This is a genomic window from Bacillus sp. N5-665 (assembly GCF_022637375.2).
Lineage (GTDB): Bacteria > Bacillota > Bacilli > Bacillales > Bacillaceae_G > Bacillus_A > Bacillus_A wiedmannii.
Map to the genome: position 1 here is coordinate 398381 of NZ_CP093324.1, position 18654 is coordinate 417034.

Genomic DNA, 18654 nt, shown 5'->3' on the forward strand with positions numbered 1-18654 from the left:
AGAAGTCTTAGTTTTCCTACGCTAAGGATTGTGATCTTCCTCTGAAGTAAGTGTAAAAGTGATAAGAATAAATGATAATCTCTGTATTTAAATATTAATATTAACTATCAGTACTTTATAAAACAACATCCATCATAAACGTTTCTAATTTTAGGTTTACTACTCGTAACAAGGGAATGTCAAGGTTGCAGTATGGGGTAGTACCACATCGCTATCAAGCTAAGCTTATGCAATATAAATTTTAGGTGAGATTGTTTCTTTTTTCTAAAGGGCAAGTGTAGGTGATTGAAAGATTTGCATACGAAATAAACCCTAACGGGTTTCACTTTTTTAAATTAAGCGGCTTGATTATCAGACATGGTACAATTGTAAACGACACCTAATATATCAAAGACCGTTTTTTCTCATATCGATGAGATTTCCGCCCGTTTTGCTGTAGGAGATTGAACAGACGAAGTAACACCTCTGATAGCTCTTGGGTGTTTTTTTGTATAGTTTGGAATAGAAGAAGAAAATAGTCTTTAATCATATATATGGCTTTATACTCACTAAGCTCTCGTTTTTTCTTCATAAGGAGCAATTGGCGCATTTGAAACATGATAGAAGAACATAGTAGAATAGCAATCAATTGACCATACAAATGGCACTCCAATCGTTCTGGTTTTATTTTTTTACAATGATGAATGTGAAAGAATGACTTCCACGTTTTAAATAAAATTTCGATTTGCCAACGCAAAGAATACCAGTCATGTACCTGTCCCATCGGGACAATATCTGTAGGGGTGTTTGTCATATATACATTGATACCGCTGAGTCGTTTACTACGAGGAGAATACTTCATTCCTTTCTTTTTTTCTCTTACAGCTTGATCTTGTAATCGTTTTTGTTGCTGTTGTTTGGTTAATCGATGAACAATTATACGGGCTGGCACTTTATCAATCATTCCTACATAAGCATTAGCTATTTCATATGTTTGTCCTGGTTGAAGGGAGTTTATTAACGTCTCCATATCTATCTGTATATACTCTGTACCTTTCTTAATTCTTCCGTCTTGAAAATAATCCGGGTTAGGATTTTTTTGATAAATACGTGTATTGGACTTGATACGAGAGATATAGTAGGCCTCTTTATTTTGTATATATTGAAGATCTTTTAAATGAAAATAACCTAAATCTCGGATACATAAATCATTCGCTGTCACAGTTGGGACACACAGAGAACCATAGGTTCGATCATGTTGTTTACCTGGACCTGTATGAATATGTAGGAACTGTCCACTTAATAGATCATACTCAAGCTGAATTTTCACCCCCGCTGTATGGCTCCATCCTCCTGCACCTGGATAAACAGATGAAAAGACATCCGGGAGTTGAAATGCAGTTGAATCTAAAATACGAATACGCTTGAAAACAGAAGTGTATGGAGAAGAAATCGGCATAGATGCGGTCAATTTTTTGCTTAGTAGTTCGGCTAGTAGGTGTTGTAAAAGTAGGACGGCCGCCTTTATTAAATCGTTGATTCAGTCCCTCAGGACTGATGAGTACTGCTGTTGATGCTTCTAAACAGCTAGATAACTGAGTTAAAGAAGTCCTAGCTACATTTTGGCTCACCCATATACATAAAGCTACTAAATCTTTTGCTTGGTACTTACTGGTTCGTTTTACAAAACCAACATCTCTAGCAAGATCTCGTAAGGTATTTGGAGATAAAAAACTTTGAATCTCTTGAGCAAATAGTTGTAATTCGTCGGACACAGAAACAGACATAAAAAACGCCATCCTTTCCTATGATTCTATAGAAAGAATAGCGCATTTTTTCATTTGAGGGGAGAACTTTGTTTGATTAGTTTGATAGCGATTGAGTAGCACCAAAGCGTTTAAGAATAAAACTGTACAACAGTTATTTGTTAGGTATTCTATATTTCAGTTAAAAAGAATTTTTAAAAATCAGTACGTTTATAAATTCTCACCGTTAAGAAGTAAGAACCGATAAATATAAGCATGGTAACAATTGAAGCAAGTGTAATTAGTTGATTAATAGTAAATTGTGTAGTAACGCTATATACAAGGTCGGTAATATTTACATATGCCTCAAGTGGTCTCCATAAAACAACACATACAGGGAAAATAATGCTGACAGCAGCCATCAAATATTTATTAGTGAAGCGATAGAAAAATGGTAAGTAGATAGACGTAAACAACATGACAGTAAGAACACTAACCACAATTGTCTGTGGAGTTTCAATTTCAACTCCATAAGTCGGGGATGCAACTTGAATTACTGCTTGTATCAATAATGAGAATAGAACTACTAGAATTGTAAACAACACTGTACCAATATATTTTGACATAATAATTTTATTTCTACTATAAGGCAGGCTATTAATAAATTTGTGACTATTATTCTTTTCGTCGTAATAATGTAGATTTATCATATAAGAACCAGCCACCAAAACGACTATGAACCCAAAACTTCCAAACGTCCCTATAAAAAAGCATATACCAAGTAGATAGAGTAAGATCAATAATTTTTGCAATCTAAAATCCTTTAATATTAAATTATACATATTGAACATTCCCCTTTTTTGTATAGTACATAATATCTTCTAATGTCGCTTCTTCAATTAATACATCATTCCCTAATTGCGTACGTGAACGGCTGGCGTTACTTGTGAGTGCTTCAAACCCCATGTTTGTTTCACGAATCCCGATTAATTGCTCTCTGATTTTAGGCGTAAGCAAGGATTTATCCCCTTTTACAGTTGCATATTCTTCAGAAATACTATGTATATCTTTTTCAAAAACAATCTCACCATTATGAATAAATACAATATAATCAGCAATACGATCTAAATCAGTGGTAATATGTGTGGAGAAAAAAATTGTTTTATCTTGATCGACCATTAAATCATAAAGGATGTCTAAAAGTTCTCTTCGAAATACAGGATCGAGTCCAGATGTCGGCTCATCCATAAGTATAAAATCGGCATGGTGTGAAAGTGCAAACGCTAGGGAAGTCTTCATTTTCATCCCTGTAGACATCTCTTTCATTTTTATGTTAGTCGGTAACTCAAAGCGCTGTAAGTAGGATTGGAACTGATTTTCATCCCATTTTTTATACGCTGGAGCAATGAATTTTTTCAGTTGATGAATTGTCATATCTTCATAATAGATATTGTCATCGTATACGAATCCTATACGCTCTTTAATAGAAACTTGTTCCTTTTGATGATCTTTACCGAAAACTGTGATATCTCCGCTATCCTTGCTAATAAGATCCATAATAAGTTTAATTGTCGTACTTTTCCCAGCACCATTTGCGCCAATAAATCCCGTTACAAACCCCTTTTTGATGTTGAACGATGCATTTTTTAAAGAAAATCCCTTATATGTTTTTGAAACATTTTTCACTTCTACAATGTTCTCCATTTTTATTCCTCCTCATAAATATGATTAATAATTTGTATTAACTCATCCCTTAATAAATGATTAGCCTTACTCTCTCGAACGATTGTACTGAACTTTTCACGTATTGGATCAATTGGTTCATCCGCTCGTTGTTTCTTTGTTTGTTTGGCAACAAACGAGCCTTTCCCTACTATAGAGTAGATGTAACCCGCCTTTTCAAGTTCTTCGTACGCTCTTTTTGAAGTAATAACACTTACCTTCAAGTCTCTTGCTAATGAACGCATAGAGGGTAACGAATCATCTACTTTCAATGTTTCATTTGCTATTTGTAATATAATCTGATCAATGATTTGTTGATAAATAGGAGACTTAGACTTATTAGATAGTAAGATTTTCATGATTCAACTCCTTGCCTTTTAAATGCTTATGAACACATTATATACAATGTGCACAATATATACAATATATACATTTAGAACGATGTTAATTTTTCATATAGGATACCGTCATATTGATATAAACGCGTTATCCTTTCCTATGATTTTTCAGAAAGAATAACGCCTTTTTCATTTTAGGGGGTATTTTGTCTTGTTAGCTTGATAGCGATGGGGTAGTACCACATGCCCATCAAGCTAACATTTTGAGTACCCCAAAAACAAAAATTTTATCTCTCCACAGTTAGTTGTCTATGAGAATTCAGTTCGTTTTTTGTCTTGGGATATTTGCTTTTCTTAGCTTGATGGGTGTGGGATCACCATGTTATTTGGGAGTGTACATATCCCTTGTTGTTTTTATTATGAATAGGATTAGGCTATTGAGTATGTTTCTCTACATCTAAACTACTATAATGGTTGTTTTATAAATTAACAACATTGCAAAATTAACCAAGTATTTTCGAAGTTCTTTTGTAATAAGTCTTCTTTTTTTATCCAAAAATATAGTCTACCAGAATCTCCCCAATACATTTCCAAATCATCATTGGTATCAATTTGTAAAAGTAACGTCCAATCATGAGGGCTACCAGGCAAACGTTTTATCTCTTTATCTGAAGGATACGCATTTCCTAAATAAAATCCGTTTGTAACAAGATGACACTCTTCAGCCATTTCTTCTGATTGTATGGCTTGTGCTGAACCGAGTAAATGATGAAATCCATCGTTCTCTTCTCTGACATATGATTCTTCTATTTCTTCGTAAAAATCCCATTCATCATCATCTGATAAACCTGTTTCTCCAATTTTTTCTTTTGCCAATGTCCATGTTTCTTCAAATGAAATTAATGAAGAAGGGAATATTTCCTTTGTGATTTCTCTTCGTTTTAGATTTTCTATATTTTCTGTGTACAGAACACGATGTCCTCCAATATCTTTTGGGTCAAACCCCCATGGTTCTTCTTCTACATCATAAAAGAAATACAACATGCCCTTCGTAGGCAGTGGATTTCCTTTGTGATAGGATTGTACTTCCTCTAAATTCAGTTGTCCAATAAAATATAGAGGCATGTCATTTTTGGTTGGAATCTCTAATTCATCAGGTAAATCAGGAAAACCTCCGAATTTTGATGTTCCCACTGCTATTTTTTCATCAGCTTCTTGGCATAAGTGTATTTGAATCGTTGGTTCAAGTGTATCTAACATGCGCTTCTCTAAATGTACGATACCATACTTTTTGAGCACATTTTGTAGCATTTTTTTCATTATGTATCACCTCATTCTTATTGTACAACAACAAAGTTTTAATTCATCTTCAAAAAATAATAATATCGTTGATAATATTTAAAAAGGGGTTCTGGTGCATCGCTATCAAGCTAAGATAAATTTGTATCCATATAATCAAAAAAACGCTATTCTTTTTGTAGAAATATACAGAAAGGATGGCGTTTTTGATGAATCCTATCATTTCAAATGAACTGAATCTTTTCGCACAAGAGCTACAATACTTTTTATCTCCAATAGTCCTACAAGATATCGCCAAACAAGTTGGTTTTGTACAGCGATCTAGTAAGTATCAAGCAAACGAACTCATTGCCCTTTGCGTATGGCTCAGTCAAGAAATCGCTAGCACATCACTTACACAATTGTGCAGTCAGTTAGAAGCTTCAACTGGGGTACTGATGAGCTCAGAAGGATTGAATCAACGCTTTAACCCAGCAGCTGTCGCATTTCTTCGAGAAGTCTTTACTTCTCTTCTCACACAAAAACTCTGTTCAAATCAATCGCTTTCTGCACACATGATCTCTACTTTCAATCGTATCCGTATTTTAGATGCGACAGTGTTTCAACTGCCTGATCATTTCGCCACTAACTATCAAGGTTCAGGCGGGAGTAGTAATACGGCAGGCGTGAAAATCCAATTGGAATATGATTTACTTAGTGGTCAATTTCTTAACGTGCAGCTTGGACCAGGAAAGAATAATGATAAAACATACGGTACCATCTGCCTTGAAACCGTAGAGGCGGGTGATTTGTGTTTACGTGATCTTGGTTACTTCGATTTAGGAGACTTACAAACTATTCATGATAAAGAGGCTTACTATATCTCGCGGTTGAAGCTGAATACACGCATTTATATCAAGAACCCTGAGCCAGAATACTTCAACAACGGCACGTTAAAAAAGCAAACAGAATACATCCAGCTTGATATGACACAAATGATGTCGGGTCTAATCCCAGGTGAAACGATAGAAATCCCCGAGGCATACATTGGCCAAAATCAGAAGCTTCCAGCACGTGTCATTATCCATCGTTTAACCGATGATCAAACGCAAACACGCCTGAAAAACCAAGCGATACGTGAAAAGAAAAAAGGCATCGTCATGAAGGAGAAAAGTAAACGTTTAATGGGTATGAATGTATATATCACGAACACGTCTCTAGAAGGAGTACCAACGAACTACGTGCACTCATTGTATTCACTTCGTTGGCAGATTGAAATTTTGTTTAAAACGTGGAAGTCATTTTTTGAAATTGATGAATGTAAAAATATTAAAAGAGAACGCCTAGAGTGCCATTTATATGGACAACTCATCGGCATTCTCCTCTGTTCTTCTACGATGTTTCAAATGCGACAGTTTCTGCTTGAAAAGACAAAGCAGGAGCTGAGTGAATACAAAGCGATTTATATGATTAAGTGGCCCCAAAAAGAAGTAAGCGTTGCCGTGCCCCTGATAAAAAAACAGTCAACTACTTCTAATTTGAAATAGTTGACTGTTTCTTAACTTAATGGGGAGGTCTTTATAAGAGCTTGATTAAATTTAATCTGAAATAAAGTCTAGCTTTCTCAGTAGAACCCTCCAAATAGGTTCTTCATCAATTACTACAGATGAAGAACCTACCATCCCTGTATGTAGTTCAATTAATTCTTTCGTATTAATTGTTGCTTCTAATTCATACATATACGTTTTTGTATTTTTATCAAAGATAGGATTTGCTGATATATAAGTTACCTTTCCTATTTGCTTATCAGTTTTCTTTAATTTAAATGAATACTGTACTTTGTCTCCTTTTTTAATACCTTTTATTTCTTGGGCCGGTAACAATATTTTTATTTTTTTTTCATTTTCTTTCGGAATTATTGAAACTAATTCTTGTCCTGCATTAATTAAATCACCAGGCTGTAGAATTGAAGAGAATTGTACAATTCCCTCCTTTTGAGCCTTCACAACCGTCATTTGACTTTGATTACGCAATCCATCTAACTCTTGTTTTTTAACAAAAATTTCTTGTTCTACAGAATGGATACGCTGATTTACAGAGGCAATGGTGCTTTGTGTATATTGATTTAATAAATCCTTTTTTTGCTCTTGTTTTCCTTCTTTTATTGTTTCAAGTTTTTTTCTTTCACTTTCTAATGTTGTTTTTCTTTGATTTATTCTTTTATCTATACTAGTTTGTTGAGATTCTAGGGATTGGATTTTATCCTCTAAAACTTGCTTTTGTTCATCTAAGATATTTTCTTTATCTTTTTGTTTTTTCACAGATTTGATTTCTCTTTGAATATTTTCTTTTTCCACAGTCAACCCTTGTAAAAATTCATCTTGTTCATCTGGCAATTTTTTATTAACGATCTCTTGTATCTCATTCTCTTTTTCATTTTGTAAAGATTGGTAGTTTTGCTCATATGCTTTGTATTCTTCACGTAGTTTTTCATCAACGCCATCATTAAAAGATAACCTGTGAAATTGAATACTACTTTTCAACTGTTCTAACATTCCTTTTTGTTTTTCTAATTGCTTAACAACTTGTTCAAATTGATTTTGTCTATCTGATAACTCCTGGTTTTTTAATTGAATCAAAATGTCCCCTTTTTTCACTTCATCACCCGAATGAACAGAAACATTTTCTATAACGCCCACAATTTGTGTTCGAATTGTGCTCATATCAGATTTCCCTTGTACAATTGCTGTTCCTTTACTAACAATATCAACTTTCCCTACATAAGCCCAAATTATAAACCCTAAAAGAGTTAAAAAAAGAACACCTAGTAACCAAGCAATAAAACGAGGGGGTTTCCTTTCTAATAGCTCTACACTATCCGTTAATTGATCAAGATTATAAATTTTACTCATATTGAACACCCCTCATTGCAGAATATTCAGCTTCAATATGTTCTACATGAACTGTTTGATTTTTCCAAAGACGATAATATTCACTCTTCTGGAACAATAATTCTTCATGAGAACCATGTTCTATAATACTCCCTTTTTCCATTACAAAGATTTGATTTGCATGTTGAATTGTACTTAATCGATGTGCAATCATAATTACTGTTATCCCTTGGGAACCTAGTTTTTTTAACATATCTGTAATATGTTTTTCTGTTGTAGAATCTAAATTACTTGTCGCTTCATCTAAAATTAAAATATCCGGTTTCTTCAACAATGCTCTTGTAATAGCCAATCGCTGTCTTTGTCCTCCTGATAAATTTGAAGCATTTTCCTCTAACCGAGTCTCATAACGTAATGGCAATTCGCTAATGAATTCATGGGTACAAGCTTGTTTAGATACTTGCATGACTTCTTCTAATGTAACTGGTCGATCTAGTCCAAATCGCAAATTATCATAAATAGAGCCACTAAAGAAGAATGATTCTTGTGAAACATAGGCAATCCGATCTCGTAAAGCAGTTCGATTTATCTCCTTAACATGAAAATCGTCATAATATATATCACCTTGTTGAGGTTCATAATAATGCATTAATAATTTTGAAATTGTTGTTTTTCCTGAACCACTTTCCCCTACAAATGCTACTTGATTACCTGGTTCAATAGAAAAGCTTAGTTTATTTAACACGTTCTTACGTACTCCATAACGAAATGTGACATTTAAAAATTCGATTTTCCCAGATAACTGTTTGGGAAAAACTTTATGTTGTTCCTGTTCATTTTTTTCTGTATCTAAGTCAAATATTTCATTTAATCTCTCTCCAGCAACCAATGCAGATTGCATAGCGGGTTGAACCCCAATTAAGTTTTCAATAGGATTTAGAAAATAAGCTAGAAGTGCATTATATGTAATTAATTCACCAATCGTCATATTTCCTTGTAATACTTGCATGGATCCAATCCAAAGTATTACTGTACCTCCAATTAATTCAATCCCCATTTTAATAGAACTTTGCAGATTAGATAACAGTCCTCTTTTAAATACATGCTTCAGTAAATTCACAAATCGGCTTTCTGTTTGAAAAAAAACTTCTTTTTCAGCGTTATAAGATTTTACAGTTGAAATTCCATTTAAAGATTCTACTAAATATGATGTTAATTTTGCATTACTCTCCATCTCTTCTCTATTAATATTTTGATATGGCTTATGAAACACAAAAATAATTCCTATATAAAAGGGGATTATTAACAATGTAACTCCAAACAACATTGGACTATGTGTATATAGTAAAATTGCTCCTAACATAACCATTATAGTATCAATCATTAATGTAACCGTTATTGTTGATAACGCATCTCTTATTTTACTTGCATCCATAAATCGAGAAATAATTTCCCCTACTTTTCTTGTTTCAAAAAAATTCATTGGTAATCCTACAACATGCCGATAATATCCAAGGATTAATTTAATATCTATTCTTCTACTTAGATACATAATTAAATGCGTTCTAAAATAAGAAAGTAACACTTTAAAAATATATAAGACGATAATCCCAATGGATACAATATGGAGTGTCTGCATCAATTGATTTGTCACGATATCATCAATTAAAAATTTAAAATAAAACGCTCCTAGTAACCCAAATAAATTAAAAAATATAGAAGCAAAAAATAGTGGTATCAATAAATGAGTTTGCTGTTTTAATAGTGATACAAAACGAGAAAATGTACCTTGAGATACCTTTCCTTTTTGAAATTGGTATCCAGGCGCCACTAATACAAGAATTCCTGTCCATATTTGTGTGAATTCATCTAATGAGTATGTAACTAGCCCTTTTTCTGGGTCGGCAATAAAAATTTTATTTTTTTTAACCTTATAAATTACCACATAATGAAGCAAACCTTCATCCAATACATGTGCAATAGTTGGTAAAGGTACTGTGTTCAAAGCTTCGGGATTTGTTGCCTTTACTCCTTTCATTTCAAATCCTAATCTTTCTCCAGCCTCTAATACCCCCTTTATATTGGTACCTTGTAAATCCGTACCTGCTACTTCACGGATTCTGGAAATCGATATACTAAGTCCATAATAACGAGAAATCATAGCCAGACATGCAGGGCCACAGTCTTTTAGATCATGTTGTTTAATTAACGGGAATTTTTTTCTTTTCAAGATATTACCTACTTTCTATATAGACATATACTATTTCTTCTTTAAATTAATCAAAAATGAATTATTATCTGAATATTATTTTTTAAAGGGGATTTTGTATACCTTCTATATTGTAATGGTATATAAAACATGTGGTTATAAATATGTATAATTGCATATTACGTTTTTATTGTTTTTTGATATAATAATCATGCATGAAAATAAAACGTTTACAAAAGGAGAAATATATTATGAAAACAGTAAAACAAGAAAATAACTTTCTAGTAGATTTAGAAGCAGCTGAAATGGAAAACATTGAAGGCGGTGGCTGGAGAGAAAATCTAAGCTGGGTTAAGGATTTTACTATTGGCTTAAATAAGAATGTAGTTCCTTATGGTTGCGGTCTTGGTGATGCACTTCTTAAAGGTGGCGGTAGCAGTGGGACAACTGGCGGATATCTAAACGGGTCTTATGGACATCGCTAATTCTTTTTGAAATAATAAACAGTTATAACAAAAGGAAATCCTTCTTAAATCAAATTAAAGAGGTAGTTTATACTACCTCTTTAATTTTTATATGAAAATGAGGAATTGATAATGAACAATAACAGTTTAAAATATAATATAGAATTCTTTAAATTCTCATTGGATAGATTAAAGAGAATGAATATAGTTAACGATGACGTATTGAATACGGTTATAAAGCGAATATCATTATTAGATCATATTTGCAAATGCTCAGATGAAATCACAAATTATATATATAATTTAGATTTCAAGCAAATGGTACAAAATTTGAGTGATACAGACTTTCTCGATATAGTAACAACTAACTTAGATAGCCACGACATTAAAATATCCGTTAATATTATGACTTTTAATGAAGAAAGATGTATCGCAAGATGTATTGAAAGTATAAAATATTTAGCAGATGAAATTATAGTTTTAGATAGCGGTTCGACAGATAAGACAAGGGATATCATAATGGAGTCTTTTCCGGAGGTAACATTACGTACTATACAATGGAAAGATGATTTTTCTTTTGGCAGAAATACATTAGTGGACTATTCATCTGGTGATTGGATAATCCAAATCGATGCAGATGAATTTTTATTAGAAAATCAAGTGGATTTAAAAGAATTCTTACAAGTTTTTTATGATTTTCCTATATCTCCATTGGTAATAAGTCCCAAAATAATAAATCATGATAATACAGAATTAGAGTATACAAAGAGAATACTAAAGAAGAAAGATCAGTTACAATTTTTTGGTCTCATCCATGAAGAATTGAGATATGATATAAAGAAAAAAGGGCAGGATTTATTTCATATAACGACTGATTTTGTAATTCATCATGATGGATATACATCCGAGATTATAGAAACAAAACAGAAATTAAATAGAAATATAAAATTACAGGAAAAAATGATACAAATCGAACCTGATAATATTAGATGGTATTATTTTTTAGCACGCGAAAAAAAATTTGGTGGTTACGGAGATAAAGAAGTTATTGATATAATTAGTAATGGAATGAAATATCATAACTATGATAACAATCCAGAACAATACCATTTATATTCCTTACTTTTACTTGCCCAAATGTATAATGAAAATAACAATTTTGATAAACTAGACATTGTTATAAATAAACTAATCTCTTTATACCCCTATTGTCTAGATGGTTGGTATTATAAGCTAGTAAATGAGATGAGTAGCAACTTATCACAAAGGTATTATTTTGTAGAAGATTGTTTGAATCATATAAAATCTATAGACTTTCCATATTCCACGATTAATGCTAAGGGAGATCATGTATATCGAATATTAGGGATGACATATCTCCAAATCGGTAATTACCAAAAAGCTTTTCGTTTATTTTCCGCAATTGAAGATAAACACATAAATAATGAATTAAGCCATCATTTAAACATATTGAAAGAAAATATAGAGATATTTTTAATAAAAAATAAAAAAGGATAATGTAATATGAACAAAATTTTAGAAGCAGCGAAAAAATTATTAGATGATCAGGAAATTATTTTAGATACTTTAACATGTTCAGTAACTGGTTACATCGTTACGAATAATGCTCCGCGCCCAGGAATATTGCTTGCAACTGATAAAAGAATTATCTTTTATGGACAAACATTCATGCATTTCAAAAATGAATTAATCGAAGAATTCAAATATGAAAAAATCTTATCCATAGAAAAAAAGAGAAAAATCTTTGATAAGAAAATAATAATCTACTACAAAGATGAATATATAATGTTTGGTCAAATATTGAGCCAGAATATTGAAGAATTTATAGAAGTAATTAAAATGAAATCAAATATTTAATTTTGAATTCTATTATTCTAAAAATTAATAGACAGTATATTTATTAATGTACAATAGGAGAATATATCAATGATTCAGAAGATACAACATTATTTATATCATTTAAAAGCAATATGGTTTATTCTGATCATGACTCTTGCATCTTTCTTGTTACCAATGCCAACCAGTTTTCTACCAGGTGGCACACAAAAAAACTCTATTGAAGATGAAGATTTATCAGTTCAAATAGTAGATGGTATACTAATTGCACCTTTATTAGAAACAGCTCTATATCAAATGTTTGTATTTTGGATTTTAAAATTAATTCCCGGTATGGAAAAATACAATAAATCAATTATCTTTATTTCCGCTTGTATATTTGGATTGAGCCACCGTTTTAGCTATACTTATATATTGCATGCTGGAATTATAGGATGGGTATTTGCATACTCTTATTGGAATTATACACAGAAAAAAGAAAATGGACATACTAAAATTTCAGCATTTTGGATTGTATGGAGTATACATATTTTACATAATATTGTTGTCTTTTTAGTTAAAAATTTATAAATTTTTTATCAATATAATAGAGATTGGAAAAATCACTTTTAGAATTTCTAATGGAATCTAGATCTTATTCGGAATTTTATTTGGATATCTAAATCGAAGTGAAAATGGGCATTTTTTACTTATTATTTATATATATATAAATAATATTTTATCTGCTTGTTTCGTGTTTACTGCAAAATATAAGCAATACTCTTTGAATTTCCGAAACAACAAACTAAATAAGTTTTTATATAAAAAGAATAGAAACAAGAAAATTAAAGGCACAAAAGGTGTCTTTTTATTTGTTTTTTAAAGTTAATACAATTAAAACGATTTGAACAGAGACCTTTACCCTTTGAATTCTAATTTGAGGTATGAGTGGCCCCAAAAAGAAGGAATCGTTGCCGTACCCCATTAAAGATTACTTTCCGTTACTGTTTCAAGCGATAGCTGTTGGCACAGAAGAAATTTTAAAAATTCTGCATCGTCTTTATCTGCTGCTCAAAAAGAACGGTCGTAAATGTCATCGGTATAAGAAGATGACCGTCTTTGATATTCTAGGGATTGTGTATAAAACGACGGTGAAGCATAGACAATCTGCCTAGCGAAAAAATCACGTTTTAATAGGCTTCTTTAGCATGCCTACTTTTCTATCAATTGCTAGTTTTGAAACAAGGATCGTTTCTTATCTAGTAATTTACTTGGTTAGCTTGATGGGCATGGGGTATCACCACATCACAATCAAGCCAAGAAAAGAAAATACCCAAAATGAGAAAATTTGCATCCTCAGGTGAAAATGTATATTTTTTTATTTTTGGGGTACTTTAAAATGTTAGTTTGCTGAGTATTTGGTGCTATTTGTATTATACATCTCAAAATTTTAGAGAATATTCACAGCTGTAATTTTTCAGGTTCTATAAAAAATGGCATATTCTAAATCATATAATTACAGCATTAGTGAGGTTATTGCGATATATTGACATCAGTTCGCGTTCTGTGACAACTACGTTCGTACTACCCCTATAAACAGTGCTAACTTTGCTGTTACTCGGGGTTAAAATGAAAAAAACGGTTTTCACCCTTAACGTGATGAAAACCGGCTATTTTTTATATCCAAATCCCTTAACGTTGTAAATCTACGTTTTGCTGGCGGTCCCTCTTATACAATCTTTAAAGTTACCTCAATGTTTCCTCTTGTCGCATTAGAATATGGACATACTTGATGGGCTGCTTCTACAAGTTCCTTTCCTGTTTCTTTATCTACACCTTCTATTTCTACTTCAAGTTCAACTGCAAGTTTAAATCCGTTGCCTACATCATTTTTTAAAATGGAAACATTTGCAGATACTGCTGTTGCCGTTACACCTTTTACCCGTTTTGTACGAATCACAAGGTTTAATGCCGAGTCAAAGCAAGCAGAGTATCCAGCTGCGAATAATTGTTCTGGATTTGTCCCATATCCGCCTGAACCTCCAAGTTCTTTCGGTGTTTTAAGATCTAAATCTAATACGTTGTCAGAAGAAACCACTCGTCCATGTCTGCCGCCTACCGCTGTTGCTCTTGCTGTATATAAAGCTGTCATTTTACTTTCCTCGTTTCTTTTTTTAGTTTCCTGAAATTAAATTGTACACAATTTAATTTTAAGCAATATAATTTAAAATGTCAATTATCATTTTTAAACATTTTTCACCGTTAGATTGGCAACACATTACTTTGACAGTTGATTATGTATGGAATCTAAAATAGCGTAACACTCAACAATTGTTCATGGTTTTTCGTTTAAACTGAAATAAAAATAGAGTCTCAGGAACGGGATCCTGAGACTCTATTTTTATTTTAAAAAGGACAGCATAATTTTCTCTGTTTCTTCTTTACTTAAATCACCTGCAAGAATTAAGACTTGATAAGCGCTATTCTTTCCTTTTGCAGGAACAATCATTTGCATTACTTTATAGTTTTCCTCTGTATCGAGACTTTCAACTAAGGTTATTTTTGTACCTTCTAATTCATAATTTGTTACCTTTTCATTATACTCCGCTCTTTTGTTCGAGAATTTTTTTCCCTCATCAGTAACTGCAGATTGGTGCACAATATATACATTATCTTTACTTTGATTTTGATATTCATAAATAAAATCGGGATTCATTTTTCCAGTAGTCTTCGGTGTTGTAACACCTTCTCCAGTTAATTTAAACCCTTTTACCACATAACTTGGGGCATTAATTGGAAAATCAACATATTTCTGTGCTTCCTTTTTAGTTAATCTAAATTCCGAAGTAATTTTCTGTCTAAATGGTCCAATTTCTTCACTGTTTTTCTGATATTTTTTTTGTTCTTCTGAGTCTAACTTTTCAGGACTTCCTACTAACTTTACTTTTTTATCCAAAGTATATGCTTCTGTTTCTAAATCAATAAATCGTTTAAATTCTTCTTTTGTAAACAGATTTCGTGCCAAACCAACTTCTTTAAGTAAAGTATTATACTCTCCCTCTAAAACAAAAAATTCTGCATCCGCCTGTTCTTTTGTACCAATCATTTTTTCTACAATTTGCTGTATAGGAATATCAGGTTGTGTTTTTAATTCTTTCATATTATTTTTCACTTCTATTTGTTGTTTCTCAGGATTAGTTGGTATATCAGCACGGGCATTTAATAAGGATACAGATGATAATGCAATAACTGCCACAGCCCCTATCGCAGACCAACGATATGATTTTTTTTGGAATTTTTTAATCATTAGAATTCTCCTTTTTAACGCTCTTTTGTTTTTACTAAAATTTGCTATACTTGGTACTTGATAATAACTTGAGTAATGTTCCAAAAGACTAATAATAGTATGTCCATACGCAATTTGTTCCTCTGAATCTATACATGTAAGAGCTAATGCATCGCATGCTAGTTCTTGATCTTCCCGCATACATGAGTAGGCATACCATAGAATTGGATTAAACCAATTTAAAATTAGTAAGCCATGCATAAGCCAGTTCACACCAACATCTCTTCGCTTGATGTGAGCTAATTCATGATAAAAAATATAGCGTAACTGTTGCTCATCTAATATTTTCATATGTACAGTTGACAATAACAACTTGGGACGAATAAATCCGAACACTGTTGGACTGGAAACCTTTCCAGATACAAATAGAGGGATATTCCGTTGAATAGACATAGATTGCTTACACTTTTCAAAAATCTGGACAATCTTCTCGTCTGTAATAACAGGTTGTTTTTTTATGTAAAGTAATAAACGCCTGTTCATTATAAAAGTAGCAACGCTTAGAAGGATAACACCAGTAAGCCAAATGTATATACAGATTGTATAGAATGGAATCGTCTCATCATCCTGCTTTTCATTAATGTGTGTTTGTTTCTCGTTTGCCTGAGCAGTCTGTGTTGAACTTGAGGTATAAGTATCTTCTTTTGTGAGAACCTTTGTATCGTCTATGCCTTTTAATTCTTGCATACGTTCTTTTGTAAGAAAAATACTTACAGGATTTCGGCTAGAAATGAATGTATCATCATTTTTGTAAGTAAGAACAGAATAAATACTATAGGAACTATCTGGCGACCAAGGTAATACAAGCCTTATAATTAATATGATCCATAGCATATATTGCCAGCGTGGCGTTAACTTATTTCTAAACAAGACCTTGATACATAAGATTAGGCCCACTAATATACTAGCCATAATAGAGGTCTCTATCAACCAATCGAAAAAATGAGGCAGATAGACATTTATAAACATTTCTATCATTATGATCTATCCTTCCTCTGATTTTCCTCAGTTTTCTCATCCAGGATACGTTTAAGTTCATTAATGTCTTCTGAAGACAGCTTTTCTTCTTTCAAGAAATTTACTAGCAAAGGTTTAAATGCTGCACCATAGAAACGTTTAAGTAAAGATTTTGTTTCTACTTGTAAATAACTATCTTGCGAAACCAAAGGATAATAAGCGTACATACGCCCTTTATCTTGATGATAAGCAACTGCTTCTTTGTGAACTAATCGATTAATCAGCGTTCGAATCGTTTTTGGTTTCCAATCCATTTTCACCTCCAACGCTTCAATCACTTCATTTGCCGTTTGTGGAGATTTTGACCACAGTACTTTCATAATTTCTAACTCAGCTTCTGAAATTTTAGGCAATTCATTCATTGTTTAAAATTACACCCCTCGTATTACAATTGTAATCCACAACTGAATATTACAATTGTAATCTATTCTTGTCAAGCTTATTTGGTGTTTGCGGAATCCTTTCCTATGCCCATCAACATCAGAACGAAAAAAATTAACAGAAGTTTAGACTCTCATGTCCTCCTAATGAGACAAGAAAGTAGATCCTTCATGAATATTTTTGTTACTAATATAGAACTGAATTTTAACTTCACATTTATTTAATATTTGTTATTTTACAAAGTACCCACTTTGGTGTCTACGTTAAAAAAAATACCCATTTTCTTGTCTCGATATATGGACAAGAAAATGGGTACTAAATGAAATGTATCTGTAGATAATTCAGCATTTTACACTATAAAATAAGTTCCTACTTTCATGTCTTTGTACATCAGGTGTACAAGGACATGAAACTCCAAACTATTTAGACAAGAATATCTAAACTTTCACTTTTAGATATTGGTTGGGACATGAAACTCTAAACTACATTTTTATAGATTTACAGAACTATACCCATTTAATCTTGTGTGAAAATCTCCCATTCTTACCTAATAACCTATACCATCATTCTTGTTAATTAATTTATTCATATAAAGATAATGAGTTTAAGTCGATTATGGGAGCTACATTAGTTTGAAGGAAAGCTTTTTCCCAACAATTCATATATGATTCAAAAGGTCTATGTATTTTTGAAGTCCTTCAAAATGTTATCTCAAACCTTTCGACACATTGATTTTTATAGAAATACCACGTTCCTATAGAATTTCAGACACATCGCAATAGCTTAAAGAAAAACAACGGCTACCACGATAATATCTTTCTTGAACTGTTTTCCTTTAAAATATCTCATCCGTTATACTCCTCGTTTGCTTGTTACAGAGTTTAGCTTACTTTAAAAACTTTGCAACAGAACCCTCTTTCTTATTTTTCAAAATAAGCCGCACCAAAGTTTTCATTAAACCTTTTACACCATATAGAAACCAAACCGTATGTACCTACATCTATTCCTTCAGGAATTCCATAGTTTTGGTCTCCTTTGTTTCCCTTTAATTTTCCTAATTCAATATACTGATGATTTTTCACGTCTTCATTATTTTTCAAATGGTTTGTAGGAACTAATACAACTCGAACATCTGGCCCGTTAGATGTTGAAAAATTGGAAAGTCGTAAAACGCGTTTTCCATCCGCTAATTGATGGATTGTTGCTCTTCCAGTTGTTTCATGGACACCATTTTGAAACTGCCCTTCACTTATTACTCGTTCTTGTTTTGTTTCGTTTGATTGTATTTCTGTTTGTGGCAATGCTTCATTCACTTGCTTATCAATAAATAATTTCTCGGGGCGGAACAAAGACCATAAAATTCCCCCGACAATAATAAAACCTCCTATAAGCAATACATGTTTTCTTCTCATAAAATAAAAAACCTCCTGTAACATACTGTGTAGTAG

At 32.3% G+C, this 18654-nt stretch carries 14 protein-coding genes and 4 pseudogenes; 6 read left to right on the forward strand and 12 right to left on the reverse strand.

Going from position 1 to position 18654, the window contains the following annotated elements; translation table 11 throughout:
* Nucleotides 1-335: 335 nt before the first annotated feature.
* The 5 genes and pseudogenes from MNO09_RS01730 to MNO09_RS01750 form a co-directional block, all read right to left on the reverse strand.
* Nucleotides 336-1766: pseudogene (locus tag MNO09_RS01730) on the reverse strand (IS4 family transposase).
* A gap of 173 nt (nucleotides 1767-1939) precedes the next feature.
* The gene (locus MNO09_RS01735; protein ID WP_306474160.1) at nucleotides 1940-2575 is read right to left on the reverse strand and encodes an ABC-2 transporter permease; all 636 of its coding nucleotides are present in this window, start codon (nucleotides 2573-2575) and stop codon (nucleotides 1940-1942) included.
* Nucleotides 2559-3428, reverse strand: coding sequence for an ABC transporter ATP-binding protein (locus MNO09_RS01740; protein ID WP_070169441.1), 870 nt, complete (start codon nucleotides 3426-3428; stop codon nucleotides 2559-2561). Before MNO09_RS01740 ends, MNO09_RS01735 begins: the two co-directional genes overlap by 17 nt.
* A gap of 2 nt (nucleotides 3429-3430) precedes the next feature.
* Nucleotides 3431-3805, reverse strand: a complete 375-nt coding sequence (locus tag MNO09_RS01745) for a GntR family transcriptional regulator (protein WP_070169442.1) — start codon at nucleotides 3803-3805, stop codon at nucleotides 3431-3433.
* Nucleotides 3806-4270: 465 nt separating this feature from the next.
* Nucleotides 4271-5104, reverse strand: coding sequence for a YwqG family protein (locus MNO09_RS01750; RefSeq protein WP_070169443.1), 834 nt, complete (start codon nucleotides 5102-5104; stop codon nucleotides 4271-4273).
* A 188-nt stretch (nucleotides 5105-5292) separates the two neighbouring features.
* Here MNO09_RS01750 and MNO09_RS01755 point away from each other — a divergent pair.
* Nucleotides 5293-6537: pseudogene (locus MNO09_RS01755) on the forward strand (IS4 family transposase); the annotation flags it as partial.
* 123 nt (nucleotides 6538-6660) lie between these two features.
* Here the strand turns inward: MNO09_RS01755 and MNO09_RS01760 are convergent.
* Both MNO09_RS01760 and MNO09_RS01765 read right to left on the reverse strand, forming a co-directional pair.
* Nucleotides 6661-7974, reverse strand: a complete 1314-nt coding sequence (locus MNO09_RS01760; RefSeq protein WP_241949904.1) for an HlyD family secretion protein — start codon at nucleotides 7972-7974, stop codon at nucleotides 6661-6663.
* Complete coding sequence (locus MNO09_RS01765; protein ID WP_070169445.1) at nucleotides 7967-10183, reverse strand: peptidase domain-containing ABC transporter; 2217 nt, start codon at nucleotides 10181-10183, stop codon at nucleotides 7967-7969. The genes MNO09_RS01760 and MNO09_RS01765 overlap by 8 nt, the downstream gene beginning before the upstream one ends.
* Before the next feature lie 230 nt (nucleotides 10184-10413).
* Here MNO09_RS01765 and MNO09_RS01770 point away from each other — a divergent pair, with 230 nt between their 5' ends.
* From MNO09_RS01770 to MNO09_RS01790, 5 genes and pseudogenes are all read left to right on the forward strand, one after another.
* On the forward strand, nucleotides 10414-10647 hold the full coding sequence (locus tag MNO09_RS01770) for a hypothetical protein (protein ID WP_088106830.1): 234 nt from the start codon (nucleotides 10414-10416) through the stop codon (nucleotides 10645-10647).
* Nucleotides 10648-10758: 111 nt separating this feature from the next.
* Nucleotides 10759-12144, forward strand: coding sequence for a glycosyltransferase family 2 protein (locus tag MNO09_RS01775; RefSeq protein ID WP_088106829.1), 1386 nt, complete (start codon nucleotides 10759-10761; stop codon nucleotides 12142-12144).
* 6 nt (nucleotides 12145-12150) lie between these two features.
* Nucleotides 12151-12504 carry a PH domain-containing protein gene (locus MNO09_RS01780; RefSeq protein WP_070169586.1) on the forward strand — a complete coding sequence of 118 codons (354 nt, stop codon included), beginning with the start codon at nucleotides 12151-12153 and terminating at the stop codon, nucleotides 12502-12504.
* Nucleotides 12505-12573: 69 nt separating this feature from the next.
* Entirely contained in the window at nucleotides 12574-13053 is a 480-nt protein-coding gene (locus MNO09_RS01785; RefSeq protein ID WP_000615073.1) for a CPBP family glutamic-type intramembrane protease, read from the forward strand.
* A 386-nt stretch (nucleotides 13054-13439) separates the two neighbouring features.
* Nucleotides 13440-13637 (forward strand): annotated as a pseudogene (locus tag MNO09_RS01790) (IS4 family transposase); the annotation flags it as partial.
* Nucleotides 13638-14191: 554 nt separating this feature from the next.
* On the opposite strand, the gene MNO09_RS01795 reads toward MNO09_RS01790, so the two are convergent.
* The 5 genes and pseudogenes from MNO09_RS01795 to MNO09_RS01815 all read right to left on the reverse strand — a co-directional run bounded on the left by MNO09_RS01795 (nucleotide 14192) and on the right by MNO09_RS01815 (nucleotide 18618).
* Nucleotides 14192-14614, reverse strand: coding sequence for an organic hydroperoxide resistance protein (locus MNO09_RS01795; protein ID WP_053513985.1), 423 nt, complete (start codon nucleotides 14612-14614; stop codon nucleotides 14192-14194).
* A 249-nt stretch (nucleotides 14615-14863) separates the two neighbouring features.
* The gene (locus tag MNO09_RS01800; protein ID WP_241949905.1) at nucleotides 14864-16786 is read right to left on the reverse strand and encodes a M56 family metallopeptidase; all 1923 of its coding nucleotides are present in this window, start codon (nucleotides 16784-16786) and stop codon (nucleotides 14864-14866) included.
* On the reverse strand, nucleotides 16786-17187 hold the full coding sequence (locus tag MNO09_RS01805; RefSeq protein ID WP_048563639.1) for a BlaI/MecI/CopY family transcriptional regulator: 402 nt from the start codon (nucleotides 17185-17187) through the stop codon (nucleotides 16786-16788). Before MNO09_RS01805 ends, MNO09_RS01800 begins: the two co-directional genes overlap by 1 nt.
* 776 nt (nucleotides 17188-17963) lie before the next feature.
* A pseudogene (locus tag MNO09_RS01810) lies at nucleotides 17964-18055 on the reverse strand (IS6 family transposase); the annotation flags it as partial.
* Nucleotides 18056-18126: 71 nt separating this feature from the next.
* Nucleotides 18127-18618, reverse strand: a complete 492-nt coding sequence (locus tag MNO09_RS01815) for a DM13 domain-containing protein (RefSeq protein WP_048563638.1) — start codon at nucleotides 18616-18618, stop codon at nucleotides 18127-18129.
* Between the last annotated feature and the right edge of the window lie 36 nt (nucleotides 18619-18654).